Raw genomic sequence first — 17264 nt, 5'->3', positions numbered from 1 at the left:
ATAATATAAATCCCTTCTCCTTTAACTTAATTTCTTTTATAAGTAGTATATATTAAAATACTACCACCTAGAGGATACCAACATAATGGCCGACAACACCAATTGCCAATACCGTAAACATTAGTATTAATGGATTAATCTTTTTCTTTTTAATAAAGAAAAACATTAGCAATGTCAAGCATAATGGCAATAATCCAGGGATAAGAGCATTTAAATTGTCTTGTACAGATATAACCTCCCCACCTACTTCATATGTAAATGGTAATGAAAATGACACAACACCAGGAATAAATCCACCAATAATTGTATAGGCTGCAACTGAAGCTAAATCAGTTAAACGATAAATAATCCCTGATTCGTGGATATCACTAATAAATTCGGAACCTTTCTTGTAACCTATAAAAACACCTGTATAACGATTAATAACAGATATACTACCCATGATAATAACAAATAACCAAATACCAATTGTGCTTCCTTGAATTGCTAAAGAGCAGGCTATACCTGCTAATAATGGTCTTGCTGTTCCATTAATTAAGCTATCACCGAGTGCAGCAATCGGACCCATTAATGCAGTTTTAACACTTTGAATACTATCTTGATCAATATCACCATCAATTGCCAAACGTTCCTCCATTGAAGCAGCAATTCCTACTGTCCAAGCTTCTAATTGCGGATGTGTCAAGAATAATTCTGAATGTCGCATCATAGCTTTTGCTTTATCCTCTGTGTTTGGATAATACTTATCAAACACAGGAACTAAGGCATTTATAAATCCTCCAGCATGAAACTTTTCGAAATCATTATGGGCTCTTACTAAAAAGCAACGACGAAAAATAGCCCAAAGTTCCTTTTTTGTTAATCTTTCTTTTGTTGTTTTTTTAACTTTTGTTTCCATTTAACTTGCCCTCCTAAACTACATTTTTAGCGTTTGTAAAATAAGCATGCAAACCACAACATACTGCCGATATTAAACCAATCGCTAGCATATTTAATCCAAGAAAAGATGAAGAAATAAACCCTATAATAAAATATGGCCATAATCCTTTACCTTTAAGGGTTGTCAATAATAATGCAAACCCAACAGCACCAATCATGCCCCCACCAATTGCAAGTCCATCAATAAATGTTTCAGGTAACAAATTTATAAGTGATGTTATGTAATCAGAACCAAAATAAACAGCTAAAAATACAGGTATACCATATAAAACAATATTAGCTAATGGTGGTAATAACAAAGAAAATAATACTCCTCTACTATTACCTTTTGAAGCCTCACGATCTGTCCATTTATGGAAGGCTACATTTACAACTGTATATTTAATCGTGCTTATTACTTGACCTATCATTGCTATTGGAAGTGCAAGAGCAACTGCAGTTTCCACTCCAGTTTTTGTATAAACTGCAAATGCTGTTGCAACTGAAGCTGCAATGCACGCATCCGGCGGAACAGCAGTTCCAACAAATACAACTCCTATAAACATTAATTCTATAGCTGCACCAACTGCTAGTCCAGTTCCTAAATCTCCTAAAATCAATCCTACAATAGGTCCAGTCACTATTGGTCTCATTAATTGAAATTGTAATGTTTCTTCATCAATAAACGCTATTACAACCCATGTAGCTATAAGCAAAGCTTGTATTAACATCATATTCATCCCCCTTATATTTGTTGTAATTCTTATTTGCTCTAATAGAATATACTAAAATTTAAATATAATTAAAAATCCCCTATCTTAAATAATAAATCTAGTTACATAGTAAATGTTTTCATAATAAATTTTCTAATATGATTAATCATTAATTATATTGATAATATTAGTATTATTAAATCGAGATTAATACATATAAAAGCAAATTATTTAATTATCGAATTAATATTCTTTTTTCTTTCAGTCGATACATTCTGAACAAAAATTTCAATTCCCTTATTTAATAATCTTTTAATTATTACCAAATCTTCTTGACTTAAAAATAATGATTTATCATATTTCATTCTTCCTGGATGACTTCCTAGATATCCAAGATTCACAGAAGATAAATTCAAAGCATTAATTAGTAGTTCAGCAGCATGAATATTACCAGCAATTAAAAATACATCTTCAGATCCATTATCCTTTAAATATGTAATAGCATCATCAACAGTAGATAAAATAAACTTATAATCACGAGGAACAGCCATGCTATATACTGTCTTAGAAAACAGATCTTTAGTTGCCTTATCATCTGCCACAACAATTGTGTCACATTTTACAGAATTTAACCATGAAGTTACAATTTGACCATGAATTAGCCTTTCATCAATTCTAAAAAAAACAATTTTCTTCAAAATTCCTCCCCTCCTCTCTATATTGGTATTGTCAAAATAATTAATGAGTTTTGTTATAAACCCTCATTTTAAAATTTATATAGATTAGATTAATCTTCAAAATTAAAAATCACATTGTTTAAAATAAAACGTATTCTTATCTTACCATAATTATAATATAAATTAATATTCATTAGTCCTTTTTTATATTTATTACTAATTCTTTTTTCTATATTTCACTTGCAGCATCTTCATCTAATAGAAATATACAGTTAGGATGCATACGTAAAAATGTAACAGGATATTCTGAATAAATATGATCATTTTTAAACATTTTCCCAAGTATTGGAGCCTTTTTCTTCCCGCTTGCAATAACTAAAAATGTTTTACATTTCATAACTTCTTCTAAACCTAGTGTAAATGCTTGAATTGGTACTTCTGAAATATCATTAAAGAATCTTGAATTTGCCTTAATGGTCTCCTCATGTAAATTAGCAATATGATATTTAGCTAATAGATAAGAGCCCGGTTCATTAAAACAAATGTGTCCATTATCACCAACCCCTGTAACAGAAATATCAAGTCCACCAAATTCTTCAATTTTCTCACTATATCTTATTGCTTCTTCTTCTAAATTTTCTGCAAATACATTTGGCATAAAACGATTACTTTCCTTCACATTAACATGATTCAAAAAATGAATATTATTAAAATATGCATAGCTATTTTTATGATTAGGTCCTAAGGAAATATAAGCATCCATATCAAATGCAATCATATCTTTAAAATCAACCTCTCCTTTTTTATACATAGTTACAAGTTCTTTATACATGCCTATGGGAGAGCTTCCTCCTGGAAGACAAAAAACTGTATTAGGTTTCGCATGTACCTGTTCAGCAATAATCTTTGCTGCAAATCTACTTAAATTATCATAATCCTTAAATACTTTTATTACCATGTCTTGTTATCCCCCCAAAACTATAATTTTATTAGATTTCACAAAACCCTTTGTAAATACATTATACGGTATATTGTATATAAAGTCAACATTTTTATTTAAATAAAACTACATTTAAAATTGATTAAACTGTCATATTCATATTTTAAAAATATCTGGCAATTTAATAAATCCATAGTTATATCTATATACAAAAAACAACTCTTTTTCCAATTTAAAAAAATTATTTAATCTTATCAAGAATTAATTCTATTGAAAATTTAGTCCTTAACTTAAAAACCCCTGAATTACATTAATGTTGTATAATCAAAGTTCTTGATTACGTGACATTTGAGTCTACTTTTTGCAAGTTTCTTGAAAAGTTAACTAATTTGTTGTATTTGTCAAGTGAAAATTAGGCCATATTATAATCGAAAACTAGGCCACTTAAGGGAAAAAAACTAATTGGTTTCTTCCAACCATTCCTTAGTTTCTTTTATCCTATAAGAATCACCATTCATATTTATAACATAAGATTTATGGGTTAATCTATCTATTAATGCAGCTGTTAATGTCGCATCGTTAAATATCTCATTCCATCTATCAAATGATAGGTTTGTAGTAATTATTGTGGATTTTCTCTCTGCCCGGAGGGAGAGAAATGTGAACAATAATTCGCTCCCTTCCTTATCAAAAGAAATATATCCTAATTCATCCGCTACTATCAAATCATACTTCTCAAATCTTTTTTCAAATGTATATAATTTTTTCTCACTCCTAGATTCCTTTAACTCATTTATTAAGGATGCAACTGTTGTAAAATATACTTTATATCCTTTATTGCATGCTTCTATTCCAAGACCTATTGATAAATGAGTCTTACCTGTACCAGGATTTCCTGCTAGAATTATGTTTCTGCCTTCATCAATAAAGTTTAAGGTTTTAAGTTCTTTAAGCCTCTTTCTACAGTCTTCTGGAAGGTAATCAACCTTTAACTCATCAATATACTTTTTATATGGAAATTTGGCGTTTCTGATTCTGCTTATTCTACCATTTTCCTTTCTTGTATCGTAGGCTTCTATTAATATATCCCTTAAAAATTCTTCATAGGACTTATCAAATTTATATGCTTCTTCAATATTCATCTTTAAACCTTGATTTATTCCAGGTATCTTTAGTTCTGATACATGTTTTTTAATCTCCAATGTCATCTCATTCAATTTTCATACCCCCCTGCGGATTTTAAGTTAAACAGCTCATTTAGTGTTGCAATTTGCTTCAATGATGCATTTTGTATTGATATATCTTTAGTTCCTGGAGATTCATCATCTCTTGGGAGTTTGAAAATTATGTTTTTAATGTTATCAGTTGTTACTAGCTCTTTCTTTATTTTCTTTAATTCATCAATAGCTTTGAGTACACTTTCTAAATCTTTTTCTTTGATTAATTCTAAAAGCTCTATGAATTCCTTTGGATTATTGGTATAATATTCTTGATATGTTTCTTGAAGCTCTGGGCTAAGCTGGTGTCTACCAACACTAGAATGTAATGCTCCAGGCTTCTTTTTTAATGTGTTAACAAAATGATTTATATCTATGCTCCAGTTATGAACTAAGTAGGATCTGTCATGTTCAGCTATTTTACTGTCCTTGTAATATATTTCTATTGTGTCTGGATATATTTTCACATTTACAAATTTGCCTACTAGATAGTCTGGCACTGAGTATTTATTTTGATCTATGTTTATTACACTATATTTATTAACTCTGGCTTCGATTCTTCTAGAAGTATCATATGATGGTTTTAATGGTATTAGATAAGGCATTTCTTGCTTTAGTATATCTAGAGGACTTTGATTTTGTAGCCAATTTCTTTTCTTTGAATTAAGTTCTAATAATTTATCCTGCAGATGAGCATTTGCTTCTTCTACTGTATCAAAGTCAGTTTTACTAGAAAATGCCTTTCTTCTGACAAATTCAATCCCTCTTTCTACATGTCCTTTTTCATTGCCACTAGCTATGTTGCAAAACCTATATCTAAAGCCATAATACAATGACATTTTGATTAAATCTTCCGTTGCCTCCTTTTCATTTCTGCCTACAAATTTCCTTACTGCTTGTTTTAAGTTATCATAAACTAGTTCCCTGTGGATTCCACCAATGCTTTTGAAGGCTTGCACATGAATATCTAAAAAGTTTTCCATCTTTTGATTTTGATAGAGCCTTGCATAATGATGTGAACCTTGGGCTGTTGTTAAAAGACCCATTTGCAGTGTTGTAGGTTTTCCACCTATTGTTAATTTAGCTTCACCCCAATCAAACTCTAATGTTTCTCCTAGATTGTATTCCTGCCTGATAAAAGCCTCTTTCTTCTCATGATTTTCCCTAATGTAATTACAAACTGTAGGGTAGCTAATATCAAATCCTAGTTCTACTAATTTCTCATGTATATCAATTTTTTTCATTAATTGCTTGGATCTGCCTAGTAACCGATTCTTTTCATTTAAATCCAACAATTCATTTATTTTACTGATTACATCATCTGTTAATTTAGTCTTATTCCTACTACTGGTATCATATCTGGGTTTTGAAGACATTTCTTCGATAAGAAGCAATATCTCATTTCTATTCCTTTCTTCATCTTTTTCCAAATCTGTTAAACGTTCATTTTTAGATTCAAATTCTTTAATATATTTAGATATTGTATCTCTTGAAATTTTTAGCTCTCTACTAATTTCCCTTTGTGATTTGTTTTCTCTGAAATATCTCATTAATATTTCAGCTTTTTGATCCAAATGTATCACCCTCCAATTCCCCCTTTTGAAAACATCTTTAAGGGGTATTATATTTTAAGGTGGCCTAGTTTTCAATTATTATGGTGGCCTACTTTTAGATTAACATAAACATTTGTACTACCACAAGTTTATTTAAAGAATTATAATAAGATTTAATATACAGGTTTTCTATTTCCTAAGATTACTTCTTTTTGAATAGTTTGTATTTTATCTATATTTAAATACTTCTGTAAAATTGTTTTCATAACTTCATTATCCTTTTTTATAACTATAGTTGCTCTTGTATTATCTGATGTTTCTGATGGATTTGTTAAATTAATAGTTTTTAAATTAGGAAAATCAACATTAATGTTTCCTGAGCTACCAATAGCACCATCAATTTCTCCTTTGAGAATCGCTTCAACAACATTACTGCTTTTACAAGGTATTATTTGGACATTTTGATTTTCAAAATAATTCATGGTCATAAAAACTTGATCATCTGAAGATAAATCAACCCCGAGCTTCATCTCGTTTGTATTTCCATCAAACTTATCATTTACAATTAGAATATGGTTACTTATATAGGATTCTTCACCTAGAGTTGCAGCAATAGATATTGGATAATTCTCATTGATATATTTTATAGCTGTCTGTTTTGATGCCACCATAAGATCATAACGCCCATCAAGTAAAGCATTTAATCGATTAAAAGAACCTTGCATAAATGCTAAATTTATGCGAACATTCTCTAATTTCATTAATGTATAATAAATACCACTTGCCAAACCTTCGTAACGTTTCGAATATGGTAAAGGCATAACTCCTACTATACTATGTACCCCAGCCAAGGATAACAATTTATTAAAATTAATATAAGTAATAAAAGTACCTTGATATCCACGACTTACTGTCTTTATAACGTTATTATTCTTTAATCTCGTCATTGCCGTTTGTATGGTGCCTCTACCAACATTTAGTTTTTTTGAAATTTCCTCAACAGTTTCTAATTTATCACCAACTTCTAGCGAAAGCAATAATTTGGCGAGATAAGAAATTACCACCGCATTCTTTGATCCAAATATTTCATTATTATCTAAATTCATTTATAATAACCTCCAGTATTAAATTTTACGCTTTATAGTTTGTCTACCCGCATCACCTTATGGTGCTTGTAGCTACAAAAAATGACAGATTTATTATTTCTCAATCAGCCTAACAAAATTTTTAAAGTCTTTTGCTATAATTAAGCGCATTCTCTTTGAACTTCAGAAGATATATTAAAAGTGCTAGCCCTTTAATCCTATCGATTATTTTTTTACACCGCAATATAACTCCAAATATTGTAAAGTCTGCCTCACCGCTGTTAACTTTTCATAGTATATAAAAATTAAAATATCTTCAATTGCTTCATTGATTTTATTATAGTTATCACATTTCGCACCTGTTTACAAATTAAGCGGAATTCTCTTATTTTAATAACATATTTTCCTTATTTTTTAGCATAGCTACAAATTTATTTAAATATGGGTAAAGGATATTTTCACATTCAGAAATTGTTTTAAGTTCCTGTGAATTGGCATATGCATCTTTTGTCCCTTTATTATAAGGATACTTTATCCTATTCTCGTGTGTCCACTTTTATAGTTCTAATCCCATACAAATGAAGCTATAATACTCATCGTTAACAAAAAAACCTCTAGATATAACTCCTTCTTTTTTAAAGCCCAACTTTTCATATAATCCTATTGCTCTTTTATTATCTTCTCTAACTCTTAAATTTATTTTCTTTATTACGTCTCCCTCTTCTGCCCAGTCAATTAAGTAATTGATAAGTTCTCTCCCAATTCCTAATCCCCAATATTTCTTTTCAACACTTACTCCAAATTCTCCTGTATGTTTTGTTCTCTGTCTGGAACCTCCACTAAAGTTTAAACTTCCAACTATCTTCCCATCAATTTCTGCTATAATATATAATTTATTATCAGAAATTAAAAAGCTTTCAAGCAACTCTTCTTCTTTTTCTACCGTAATTTCAAATTCATTTTCTCCAAATGTAAGATAATCTGATTCCCCACCTATTTTCTTTACATAGTTTATTAGATTTGAGGCATCTTCATGTTTTGCTGTTCTTATAGTTAATCTCTGTCCATCTTTTAAACTAAACTGTTTCATTTTATCTCACCCCTGATATTTCATTAAACCCATTCTCTTTTCAACATGCCATAAATCACGCAATCCACATAATTACCATTTAATAATTCTCCATCCCTGATTACCCCTTCTTGAACAAATCCAAGTCTTTCAGGAATAGCTCTGCTCTTTAAATTATCAATAGCACATTGAATCTCTACTCGATTAAAATTCAATATATTAAAGGCATAATCTGTTAGTACACTGCATGCTCTTGTCATAATACCTTTGCCTACAAATCCTTCATTAAGCCAATATCCAATGCTTATAGATTTAATATTGCGATTTATACTGTGAAAACCTATAATACCTGCAAATTCTCCTTTATACCATATACCTGTATCAAACCCATTATTTGCAGCATATTGTTTTTTACTACCCTGTATAAACTCTCTAGTATCACTGATAGAAATTGTACTATCAACCCATGGTAAATATTCTCTTAAATGATCTCTGCTTGAATCTATGGACTTAAATATTTCATCTGCATGATACAAATCAAGTAATTGTAATTCTACATCATTATCTATTATATATTTAAACATTGGACATACCCCCTCTTTAATCAAGCTGTATCTTCCAATACTTCAGATTAATTTTTTCTTATTCAACCAGATTATTAGTAAAATTACAATGCCTAACTATATTTTTCGATACAACTCTTACATATACAAGCTTTACCTTTTTTATCTTCCGGAATTAAGTCTAATACATGTTTAGGTATCTTAATTGTAGTGCACCAGCATTCCTTTCCATGTTGACAGTTGTTATTTTCCCCGCATAAAGGGCATATTTTTTCTTGCTCTTTGTTGTTCATCTTTTCACCTTTATTTCCTCCATCAAATTCTACATCACATTTTCCTAATGCGTCATAGATATATTCCTTTCCTACATACTTAGATTATCTTACAACCTAATGTTCTTTCCAATTCCTTTAGTGCGAATATATGAGCACCTTCATCAAATGATGCTACCCCATCTTTGTAAATATTGACTCTATATGAAATATTCCTTGCGTCAGCAGCAGTATATAGAACGCAAATATTTGTACAAACGCCTACCAGATATAGTTCGTCTACATTGTTTTCTCTTAGAGTTAAGTCTAAATCCGTTCCATAAAACGCGCTATATCGCCTTTTAGTGATTATTTTATCTGTATCCTTTACCTCTAGATCATCTATTATCTTTGATCCTTCTGTATTTTTTATGCAGTGAGGAGGAAACATTTCAAACTCTTTATCATTTATTTCATGATTATCACAAATGAATATAATTGGATAATTTTGTTTTCTAAATTCATCAATCCGTTTTTTTATAAAATCTATAATCTCTCTTCCGGGTTCTCCTGTTGTCAACGCTCCATTTTCATCAATAAAATCCTTTAGCATATCTATTACCAATAAAGCCTTCATTTTACCCTCCCCTTTGTATTTATATTTATAATTATAATACATAATAACGATATGGGATATATCGCATTTTATAGAGTCAGAAGACCCTGTCTTCCTCAATATCTAATTAGTATCATATCATATATTCTTATACCTATAAATGGATATTTTATATTATATATAAAACCCCAAAGCTAAAAAGCATTTGGGGTAATTTATTATATTAACCTTTAATTAACAATTATGCTGCTACGACCAATGTTGCCTATTAAACCAATCTTATAATGCTCAAAGATGCCCCAACTCCGCCTTCAAGTATTACTAATCCTAATATCCCTGCTAATTGTAATGAAATAGTGTCTCCTGCTGTTAGATTCACAATAATTTCAGCACTATAGCTGGATAGAGATAATAGAGGACTTCTTGTAGACGCAGCATTAGCAGCTCCATTGATTAATATCATTGATTGTAATAGTGCACCGGCTGTTAGATTTATAGCGTAGCTAATATAATAAGTTCCTGTCTCCGGTACAGTAAACACCGTATCATCAGCATTTGCTGTAAATCCATCCAGTATCTGACTATCTGCTAGTGGTACCAAAGTTCCACCTAAAACTACTGATATAGTTCCTCCGGTTGTATTTGCCGCAAACATTGAATTATCAGTAACTGTGGTTCCTGGAGGCCCTTGTGGACCTTCTGGACCTTGGGGACCTATTGCTCCTGCCGGTCCTTGTAGACCTGCCGGACCTGCTGGACCTTGTGCGCCTGCTGGACCTGCTGCACCTTCTGGTCCTTGAGGACCTATTGCTCCTGCCGGGCCTTCCGGACCCGCCGGACCTGCTGGTCCCTGTGCTCCTGCCGGACCCGCTGCACCTTCCGGACCTTGTGGACCTATTGCTCCTGCCGGGCCTTCCGGACCCGCCGGACCTGCTGGACCTTGTGCTCCTGCCGGACCTGCTGGTCCCTGTGCGCCAGTCTCCCCTGGAATTCCTTGAGGACCTTGCGGACCTATCGGTCCTGTAAATCCTCGCGGACCTCGTGGGCCTTCCGGTCCTAGAAATCCTTGTGGTCCTTGCGGACCTATCGGTCCCTGAGGTCCTCTTGGTCCTTGGGGGCCAGGACATGCCCATGGGCAACACCATTGAGGATTACATTGGCTAGGTGGTCTCCATGGAGAGCAGCCACATGACCAAGGATAATAATTATTAGAAGCACAAGTTGGTGGTACTACTACTGAATTTGAATGTTTTTCACAATAACTCACAGTTCTTTTACTCCTTTCTCTTAATTAAGATATGGTTTCAAAATTTTACGTCGAATATAGGAATACTGAATAAAATTTAATTTATTCAAATCCCACTAATAGTCTATGTACAAGCAAGTAAAAGTGTTACATATCAAAAAAGAGCCTTTACTGCAAGTTTGATTTAGGGACAATGAAGTCCTTTACCTAGATACAAAAAAGGCAAGCAGCTTATGCCACCTACCTTTCTTTATATTAGAAGTATGAAAATATATTGTCTCAAATTATATTTTCTCTAGTTTTATTCCCGTCATTTGACCATTTAAATCTTGCCTTTCAAATGCCTCATCTCTTACCATTTCAATTTTCTTTGCCAATGTTTCAACTTTGATAAAATCCTCAAAACTATCTACAGCAGACTTTATTTCATCACTGCCATCATAGTAAATATTGATGTTGTCCAGTATCTCGTAGCCATTATTTTTTCTCATCTGCTGTATTTTTGATACAAATTCTCTGGCATATCCCTCGTTTATTAATTCTTTTGTTAAGGTTGTATCTAATATTACAAACAAATTGTTTTCCATAGTTACATTAAATCCTTCTTTAGAAGAAATAGTAACTAATACATAGTCTTTTTCAATTTCTGTATCTTCTCCATTTAAATTTAGTACTAGTTTTTCTCCTCTTTCCAATTTTTCGACAATTTCATGAGCATTAAGGTCATTTAAAGCTTTACCGAAGGATTTTATCTTTGCCCCCAAAATTGATCCTGCCACTTTAAAATTGGGTTTTAAAGAATACTCCATAAATTGGGATAAATCTTTCTCAAATACTACATTCTTTACATTCAGCTCTTCAATTATCAGCGGCACTAAATCCCTTATTTGTTCCTCATATTTTCCGTCTATTAGTACTTCATTTAATGGTTGTCGAACCTTTATCTTAGCATTTTCCCTAGAAGCCCTTCCAAGCCCAACTAAATTCCTTACTAAATCCATCTTTTTTTCAATCTCAGTATTGATTAATTCACCATCAACTTCCGGATAGAATTCAAGATGGACTGATTCGTTATCTGTCAGGTTTTGGAATATTTCCTCGGAAATAAAAGGAACAAATGGTGCGATCAGTTTACAAATTCCAACTAAGATTTCATAAGTTGTATTATATACTGCCTTTTTATCATCATCCAATTCAGTAGACCAAAATCTTCTTCTATTTCTACGAATATACCAATTGGACAAATCTTCGATTACAAACTCCTGAATCTCTCTGACTACTTTAGTTAATTCAAAGATTTCAAAATCCTCAGTACAATTTTTAACTAAAGTATTATATTTTGAAAGAATCCACTTATCTATTTCAGGTCTATCTTTATATGCTATAAAGAATTCTCTGGGGTCAACTCCATCAGTATTCGCATAAAGGGAGAAGAAATTATATACATTTCTTAAACTTCTAAAGAATTTGGATTCTACCTCTCTTAATCCATCTTCATCAAATTTTGTCGGAGTCCATGGGGGCGAAACATATATCAAATACCATCTTAAAACATCTGCACCATATCTATCGAATAAATCAAATGGATCAACTGTATTTCCTTTGGTTTTAGACATTTTCTTTCCTTCTTTGTCTAAAATCAAGTCATTTACAAGCACATTTTTATATGGTGATTTCCCTGTAACAAATGTTGAAATTGCTATCAATGAATAGAACCATCCTCTTGTTTGATCTATGCCCTCGTTGATAAAATCAGCCGGGAAAAGTTCATCAAAAAATCTTTCTTCATTATCAAATGGATAATGATACTGTGCAAATGGCATCGCTCCACTATCAAACCAAACATCTATTACATCCTTTTCTCTGGTCATATTTCCGCCGCATTTGTCACATTTTAGATGAACCCCATCTACATATGGCCTGTGCAGTTCAATTGACTCATCTATATCCTCAATAGCTCTTTCAACTAATTCTTTTCTTGACCCAACACTATCTGTATGTCCGCAAGATTCACATCTCCAAATTGGAAGTGGTGTTCCCCAATATCTACTTCTGGAAATCGCCCAATCATTAATGTTTTCCAGCCAATTCCCAAATCTCTTTTCACCAACAAATGCAGGATACCAGTTTACACCATTGTTGTTTTCTACGAGCTTATCTTTTAACTTACTTATTTCAATATACCATGATGGCTTAGCATAATATAATAATGGTGTATGACATCTCCAGCAATGTGGATAGTTGTGTGCAATCCTTTCCTTTTTGTACAGCTTACCATTTTCTCTTAACCATTGAATAATGTCTGGATCAGCATCCATTACAAATTTGCCTTCCCAAATTGTATCTAAGAACTTGCCTTCCTCAGAAACGGGATTGACAACCGGTAGCTTATACCTCATCCCTGTATTGTAGTCATCTTCACCAAAAGCTGGTGCTGTATGAACAATCCCAGTGCCGTCTTCAGTGGTTACATAATCTGCACAAGTTACAAAAAACGCCTTCTCATCCACACTTACAAATGGTATAAGCTGTTCGTATTCCACATATTCTAAATCTTTACCCAGCATTTCATCTAATACTTCATAATCTTCTCCTAATACTTTAGAAGCTAATATCTTGGATACATAATATATTTCATCATTTTGTTTTACTCTTAAATATGTTTCCTTCGGATTAACCGTTAATGCTACATTCGAAGGCAGCGTCCAAGGAGTTGTAGTCCATGCTAGGAAATACTCGTCTTTATCCTTTAATTTAAATTTTGCTACCACTGTGTCCGTTTTTATCTCTTCATATCCCAAAGCTACTTCATGGGATGCAAGCCCTGTTCCGCAACGAGAGCAATACGGCAATATCTTATGCCCTTCATAAATATATCCTTCTTTATAGAATTTGTTCAATATCCACCATACGGATTCTATATAGTTGTTGTCGAGCGTAATATATGGATTGTCAAGGTCAATCAAATAGGCCATTCTTTCTGTCATTTCACGCCAAAGCTTCTCGTATTTGAATACTGACTCTCTGCACTGTCTATTGAATTCTTCTACTCCATAGGCTTCAATATCCTTTTTATCTTTTAGATTTAGTTGCTTTTCTACTTCAATCTCAACCGGAAGTCCATGAGTATCCCAACCTGCCTTCCTTTTAACTTGATACCCTTTCATTGTCTTATAACGGCATGTTAAATCCTTCAATGTCCTTGCCATTACATGATGAATTCCTGGCCTCCCATTTGCTGTCGGAGGTCCTTCATAAAAAATATATGGATTGTTTGAATCTCTAGTTTCAACTGATCTGTGCAATAAATCAATCTCTTTCCAATACTCGGAAATTTTATGTTCTCTTGTCTTTACAGGTTCGTTTGATAATTCATTAAACCTTTTCAAATTAATCTCTCCTTCTATACAAAATAAAAAATCCCTAAGTCAAAAGACTCAGGGACGAAATTCCGCGGTACCACCCAATTTACAAGAATAAATCTTGTCACTTAATAAGTATAACGTCTCCACGTAATACCCTAATAAATGGCACATAGGTCATCTCCTGCATTTCAGGTATTATGCTCAAAGGTGATCTTCACAAAGCTTGATATAGCAATCTCTCATCAAATGATTGCTTCTCTGTAATATTCATTTCTTTGCTACTGTCCTTATCCACGCACATATTTTCACTCATTCACTAATATATACTAGAAAACAACACTTTGTCAAGAAAAATATTAAAATTATGCACGCGGTATATAAATTGATTTGCCTATGCAATCTAGACATGCTTCAACCAATGCCTCAGAATATGTTGGATGTCCATGAATTATCTGACCTACTTCGTAAACGGTTATTTCCATTTCCATTAAAACAGCTGCTTCATTTATCATTTCTACTGCGGACGGACCAAATATATGGACTCCTAAAATTTGACCATACCTACTATCGGCTATAACCTTAACAAAGCCTTTAGTTATTGCAGAAGTCAATGCCCTTCCATTGCCTACAAAGTTGAACCTTCCAACTACTATATCGTATTTTTTTCTAGCTTCATCTTCAGTTAATCCTATTGAGGCTACCTCCGGATTCGTATAAATACCCGTTGGTATATTATTTATATTGAATTTTACCCTTATCACCCATAGCATTTAATGCTGCAATTTCCCCCATCCTAGATGCTGCATGGGCTAACATTTTTAAACCATTAATATCCCCTGCAGCATAAATATTAGGAATGCTAGTTTCCATATATTCATTTACCTTTATTTTTCCGTATTCATTTTTTATATTTAAATTACCGAGCGCCTCTAAATCCGGTACTCTCCCGACGGATAATAAGGCCTTATCTACAATTATGTTTTCTCCGCTATCTAAATATAAATGTAATTTGTCTTTTTGCTCTATTATTTTTTTTAATGAATTTGAAGTATACACCTCTATACCTCTTTTAGTTAATTCATCTAAAAGACCGTTAGATAATTCTTGATCCATAGTTGGTATTATTCGATCCATTAGCTCTATTATGAAAACTTTGCTGCCGAAGGCGCTAAAGGCTACTGCCATTTCTACCCCGATAACACCCCCTCCTATAATAGCAAGTGTATTTGGAATATCATTTAGATTAAATATTTCATCGCTAGAAATAACCAAATTACTGTCAATTCCAGGTATATTGATTTTGCTAACTTTAGAACCTCCGGTTAAAATGATGCTTTTGCCTTCTATTATATCTTCATCATTTATAGAAACATGGGTATTACTTACTAATCTTCCGACACCCTTATATATATCAACCTTATTATTTTTTAAAAGCCCTACAACACTATTGATAAGAGTAGTAACAACTTCATCTTTAAAGCCTTTTAGTTTTGAGATATCAATCGTAATTGAAGAGGAATCCAATATAATTCCCCTTCGATTTCCATTTTTCAATTCATCTATTATTTCAACATTTTTTAAATAGGTCTTAGCAGGTATGCATCCTACATTTAAACAAGTTCCACCCATATTTCCTTTTTCAATTATTGCTGCTCTTCCTCCAAGTTGAGCTGCCTTTATAGCGGCAACATAACCAGCAGGACCACCGCCTATTACTACTACATCATATATGTCCCCATTAAGCATTACCTTTCACCCCATTCCTAGCCTAATAACATAATTGCAGGATTCTCTAGATAGCATTTTAATTCTTGTAAAAACTTAGATCCTATAACTCCATCAATAACCCTATGATCTAATGTTAAGCATAAAGTCATCATCGGCTTGATTTTTATTTCTCCATTTTCAGATACAACCCGTTCTTGAATTGCATTTACTCCCAAAATTGCTGAATTAGGCTGATTGATTATCGGATTAAATTTAGTAATACCATACATTCCAAGATTGCTCACAGTAAATGTACTTCCCTGCAATTCATCTGGAGATAGTCTCATACTCTTAGTTCTTTCCTGTATATCCTTTGCTGCCAGTACTAGTTCTTTAAAAGTCATCATATGTGCATTTCTAATCACCGGCGTTAATAACCCTTCATCTAAACCAATAGCTAAGGCCAAATTGACATAATCATGAATAATTATATTTTCTCCATCTAACCTGGCATTAACATATGGGTGTTTCATTAACGACTTTGTAGTTGCATATAAAACAATATCTGTAATAGTTACTTTTTTTCCGGTTTCTTTCATTATATAATCCATAATTTCATTTTTGAATGAAATGGATTTTGTCATATCAACATCTAAATCCAATGTAAATGTTGGTGCTGTAAAATAACTTTCCGTCATTCTTTTTGCAATAATCTTTCTCATATTAGACATTGGTATTGATTTACTTGCATCTAGCGGCAAATCTTCTTTAAAGATTTTCCCATCATACCCTGAACCTCCTATCGCAGATAAATCAATCCCTTTATCATTAGCAATCCTCTTTGCAAGAGGAGTAGATTTAATTTCTGGCATTTTATGATTTTCAACATCAATTTTTTGAATTCTTCCCTTTGGACCGCTTCCTCTTACATCACTTAAATCTATGCTACTATCTCTAGCAATCTTTCTTGCTGCTGGAGTTGCTCTTATTTTATCTGTCTTTATATAATTTTCTTTCTCATTTATAGCAGTATAGCTTTTGGATATTTCAACTTCCTTTTTATCATTTAAAATTTCTACCTCTGACTCAGGAACTTTATCATCCTTATCTCCTAAATAACCTATTGTTGTTATTACCGGTACTGTATCACCATCATGTTTTAATTTCTTTAATAAATATCCTGAAGCTTCTGCTTCTATTTCCATATTTACCTTATCAGTTGTTATTTCTAGCAATATCTCCCCTTGTTTTACATAATCACCTTCATTTTTCATCCATTTTACTATTTGACCTTCTTGCATATCCATACCTGCTTTAGGCATTATAACTTCTATAACCACAATT

General features: G+C 32.4%; 16 protein-coding genes and 1 other annotated feature. All 16 genes read right to left on the bottom strand.

All coding sequences use genetic code 11. From position 1 onward, the window contains the following. Window positions 1-67 precede the first annotated feature (67 nt). The 16 genes from H8707_RS07205 to H8707_RS07130 all read right to left on the bottom strand — a co-directional run bounded on the left by H8707_RS07205 (window position 68) and on the right by H8707_RS07130 (window position 17260). On the bottom strand, window positions 68-898 hold the full coding sequence (locus H8707_RS07205; protein ID WP_262429464.1) for a PTS system mannose/fructose/sorbose family transporter subunit IID: 831 nt from the start codon (window positions 896-898) through the stop codon (window positions 68-70). A gap of 13 nt (window positions 899-911) precedes the next feature. Beyond that, window positions 912-1652, bottom strand: coding sequence for a PTS mannose/fructose/sorbose/N-acetylgalactosamine transporter subunit IIC (locus H8707_RS07200; protein ID WP_262429463.1), 741 nt, complete (start codon window positions 1650-1652; stop codon window positions 912-914). A gap of 206 nt (window positions 1653-1858) precedes the next feature. Next, entirely contained in the window at window positions 1859-2329 is a 471-nt protein-coding gene (locus H8707_RS07195) for a PTS sugar transporter subunit IIB (RefSeq protein WP_262429462.1), read from the bottom strand. Window positions 2330-2537: 208 nt separating this feature from the next. After that, window positions 2538-3266, bottom strand: a complete 729-nt coding sequence (locus H8707_RS07190; protein WP_262429461.1) for a glucosamine-6-phosphate deaminase — start codon at window positions 3264-3266, stop codon at window positions 2538-2540. A 440-nt stretch (window positions 3267-3706) separates the two neighbouring features. Next, window positions 3707-4456 (bottom strand): IS21-like element helper ATPase IstB, encoded by a 750-nt coding sequence (gene istB, locus H8707_RS07185; RefSeq protein ID WP_262429806.1) that lies wholly within the window; start codon window positions 4454-4456, stop codon window positions 3707-3709. Between the two features lie 5 nt (window positions 4457-4461). Then, window positions 4462-6048, bottom strand: coding sequence for an IS21 family transposase (gene istA / locus H8707_RS07180; protein ID WP_449406486.1), 1587 nt, complete (start codon window positions 6046-6048; stop codon window positions 4462-4464). Window positions 6049-6191: 143 nt separating this feature from the next. Continuing rightward, a complete protein-coding gene (gene yhfZ / locus H8707_RS07175; protein ID WP_262429459.1) occupies window positions 6192-7124 on the bottom strand; it encodes a GntR family transcriptional regulator YhfZ in 933 nt (310 codons plus the stop codon). 535 nt (window positions 7125-7659) lie between these two features. After that, complete coding sequence (locus H8707_RS07170) at window positions 7660-8193, bottom strand: GNAT family N-acetyltransferase (RefSeq protein WP_262429458.1); 534 nt, start codon at window positions 8191-8193, stop codon at window positions 7660-7662. A gap of 23 nt (window positions 8194-8216) precedes the next feature. Beyond that, complete coding sequence (locus tag H8707_RS07165; protein ID WP_262429457.1) at window positions 8217-8756, bottom strand: GNAT family N-acetyltransferase; 540 nt, start codon at window positions 8754-8756, stop codon at window positions 8217-8219. 92 nt (window positions 8757-8848) lie between these two features. Continuing rightward, the gene (locus tag H8707_RS07160) at window positions 8849-9028 is read right to left on the bottom strand and encodes a cysteine-rich CWC family protein (protein WP_262429456.1); all 180 of its coding nucleotides are present in this window, start codon (window positions 9026-9028) and stop codon (window positions 8849-8851) included. Between the two features lie 79 nt (window positions 9029-9107). Beyond that, window positions 9108-9623: a cysteine hydrolase family protein gene (locus H8707_RS07155; protein WP_262429455.1), complete on the bottom strand. Its 516-nt coding sequence runs from the start codon at window positions 9621-9623 to the stop codon at window positions 9108-9110. A gap of 247 nt (window positions 9624-9870) precedes the next feature. After that, window positions 9871-10869 (bottom strand): BclA C-terminal domain-containing protein, encoded by a 999-nt coding sequence (locus H8707_RS07150; protein ID WP_262429454.1) that lies wholly within the window; start codon window positions 10867-10869, stop codon window positions 9871-9873. A 263-nt stretch (window positions 10870-11132) separates the two neighbouring features. Continuing rightward, a complete protein-coding gene (ileS, locus tag H8707_RS07145; protein WP_262429453.1) occupies window positions 11133-14237 on the bottom strand; it encodes an isoleucine--tRNA ligase in 3105 nt (1034 codons plus the stop codon). A 47-nt stretch (window positions 14238-14284) separates the two neighbouring features. Continuing rightward, window positions 14285-14516, bottom strand: a binding site (T-box leader). Window positions 14517-14575: 59 nt separating this feature from the next. After that, window positions 14576-14974, bottom strand: coding sequence for a hypothetical protein (locus H8707_RS07140; RefSeq protein WP_262429452.1), 399 nt, complete (start codon window positions 14972-14974; stop codon window positions 14576-14578). Continuing rightward, window positions 14946-15959: a dihydrolipoyl dehydrogenase family protein gene (locus H8707_RS07135; RefSeq protein WP_262429451.1), complete on the bottom strand. Its 1014-nt coding sequence runs from the start codon at window positions 15957-15959 to the stop codon at window positions 14946-14948. The genes H8707_RS07140 and H8707_RS07135 overlap by 29 nt, the downstream gene beginning before the upstream one ends. A gap of 17 nt (window positions 15960-15976) precedes the next feature. Then, the gene (locus H8707_RS07130; RefSeq protein ID WP_262429450.1) at window positions 15977-17260 is read right to left on the bottom strand and encodes a dihydrolipoamide acetyltransferase family protein; all 1284 of its coding nucleotides are present in this window, start codon (window positions 17258-17260) and stop codon (window positions 15977-15979) included. Window positions 17261-17264: the final 4 nt, after the last annotated feature.

Origin of the sequence: Paratissierella segnis, assembly GCF_014385195.1 — a bacterium.
Classification (GTDB): domain Bacteria; phylum Bacillota; class Clostridia; order Tissierellales; family Tissierellaceae; genus Paratissierella; species Paratissierella segnis.
The sequence above is the reverse complement of the archived record's forward strand: the minus strand, read 5'-3'. Positions and strand labels throughout refer to the sequence as shown.

Coding starts and splice junctions, on each gene's coding strand:
- H8707_RS07205 (WP_262429464.1), bottom strand. CDS start 898: ATGGAAACAAAAGTTAAAAAAACAACAAAAGAAAGATTAACAAAAAAG.
- H8707_RS07200 (WP_262429463.1), bottom strand. CDS start 1,652: ATGATGTTAATACAAGCTTTGCTTATAGCTACATGGGTTGTAATAGCG.
- H8707_RS07190 (WP_262429461.1), bottom strand. CDS start 3,266: ATGGTAATAAAAGTATTTAAGGATTATGATAATTTAAGTAGATTTGCA.
- istB (WP_262429806.1), bottom strand. CDS start 4,456: ATGACATTGGAGATTAAAAAACATGTATCAGAACTAAAGATACCTGGA.
- yhfZ (WP_262429459.1), bottom strand. CDS start 7,124: ATGAATTTAGATAATAATGAAATATTTGGATCAAAGAATGCGGTGGTA.
- H8707_RS07170 (WP_262429458.1), bottom strand. CDS start 8,193: ATGAAACAGTTTAGTTTAAAAGATGGACAGAGATTAACTATAAGAACA.
- H8707_RS07165 (WP_262429457.1), bottom strand. CDS start 8,756: ATGTTTAAATATATAATAGATAATGATGTAGAATTACAATTACTTGAT.
- H8707_RS07160 (WP_262429456.1), bottom strand. CDS start 9,028: ATGAACAACAAAGAGCAAGAAAAAATATGCCCTTTATGCGGGGAAAAT.
- H8707_RS07155 (WP_262429455.1), bottom strand. CDS start 9,623: ATGAAGGCTTTATTGGTAATAGATATGCTAAAGGATTTTATTGATGAA.
- H8707_RS07135 (WP_262429451.1), bottom strand. CDS start 15,959: ATGCTTAATGGGGACATATATGATGTAGTAGTAATAGGCGGTGGTCCT.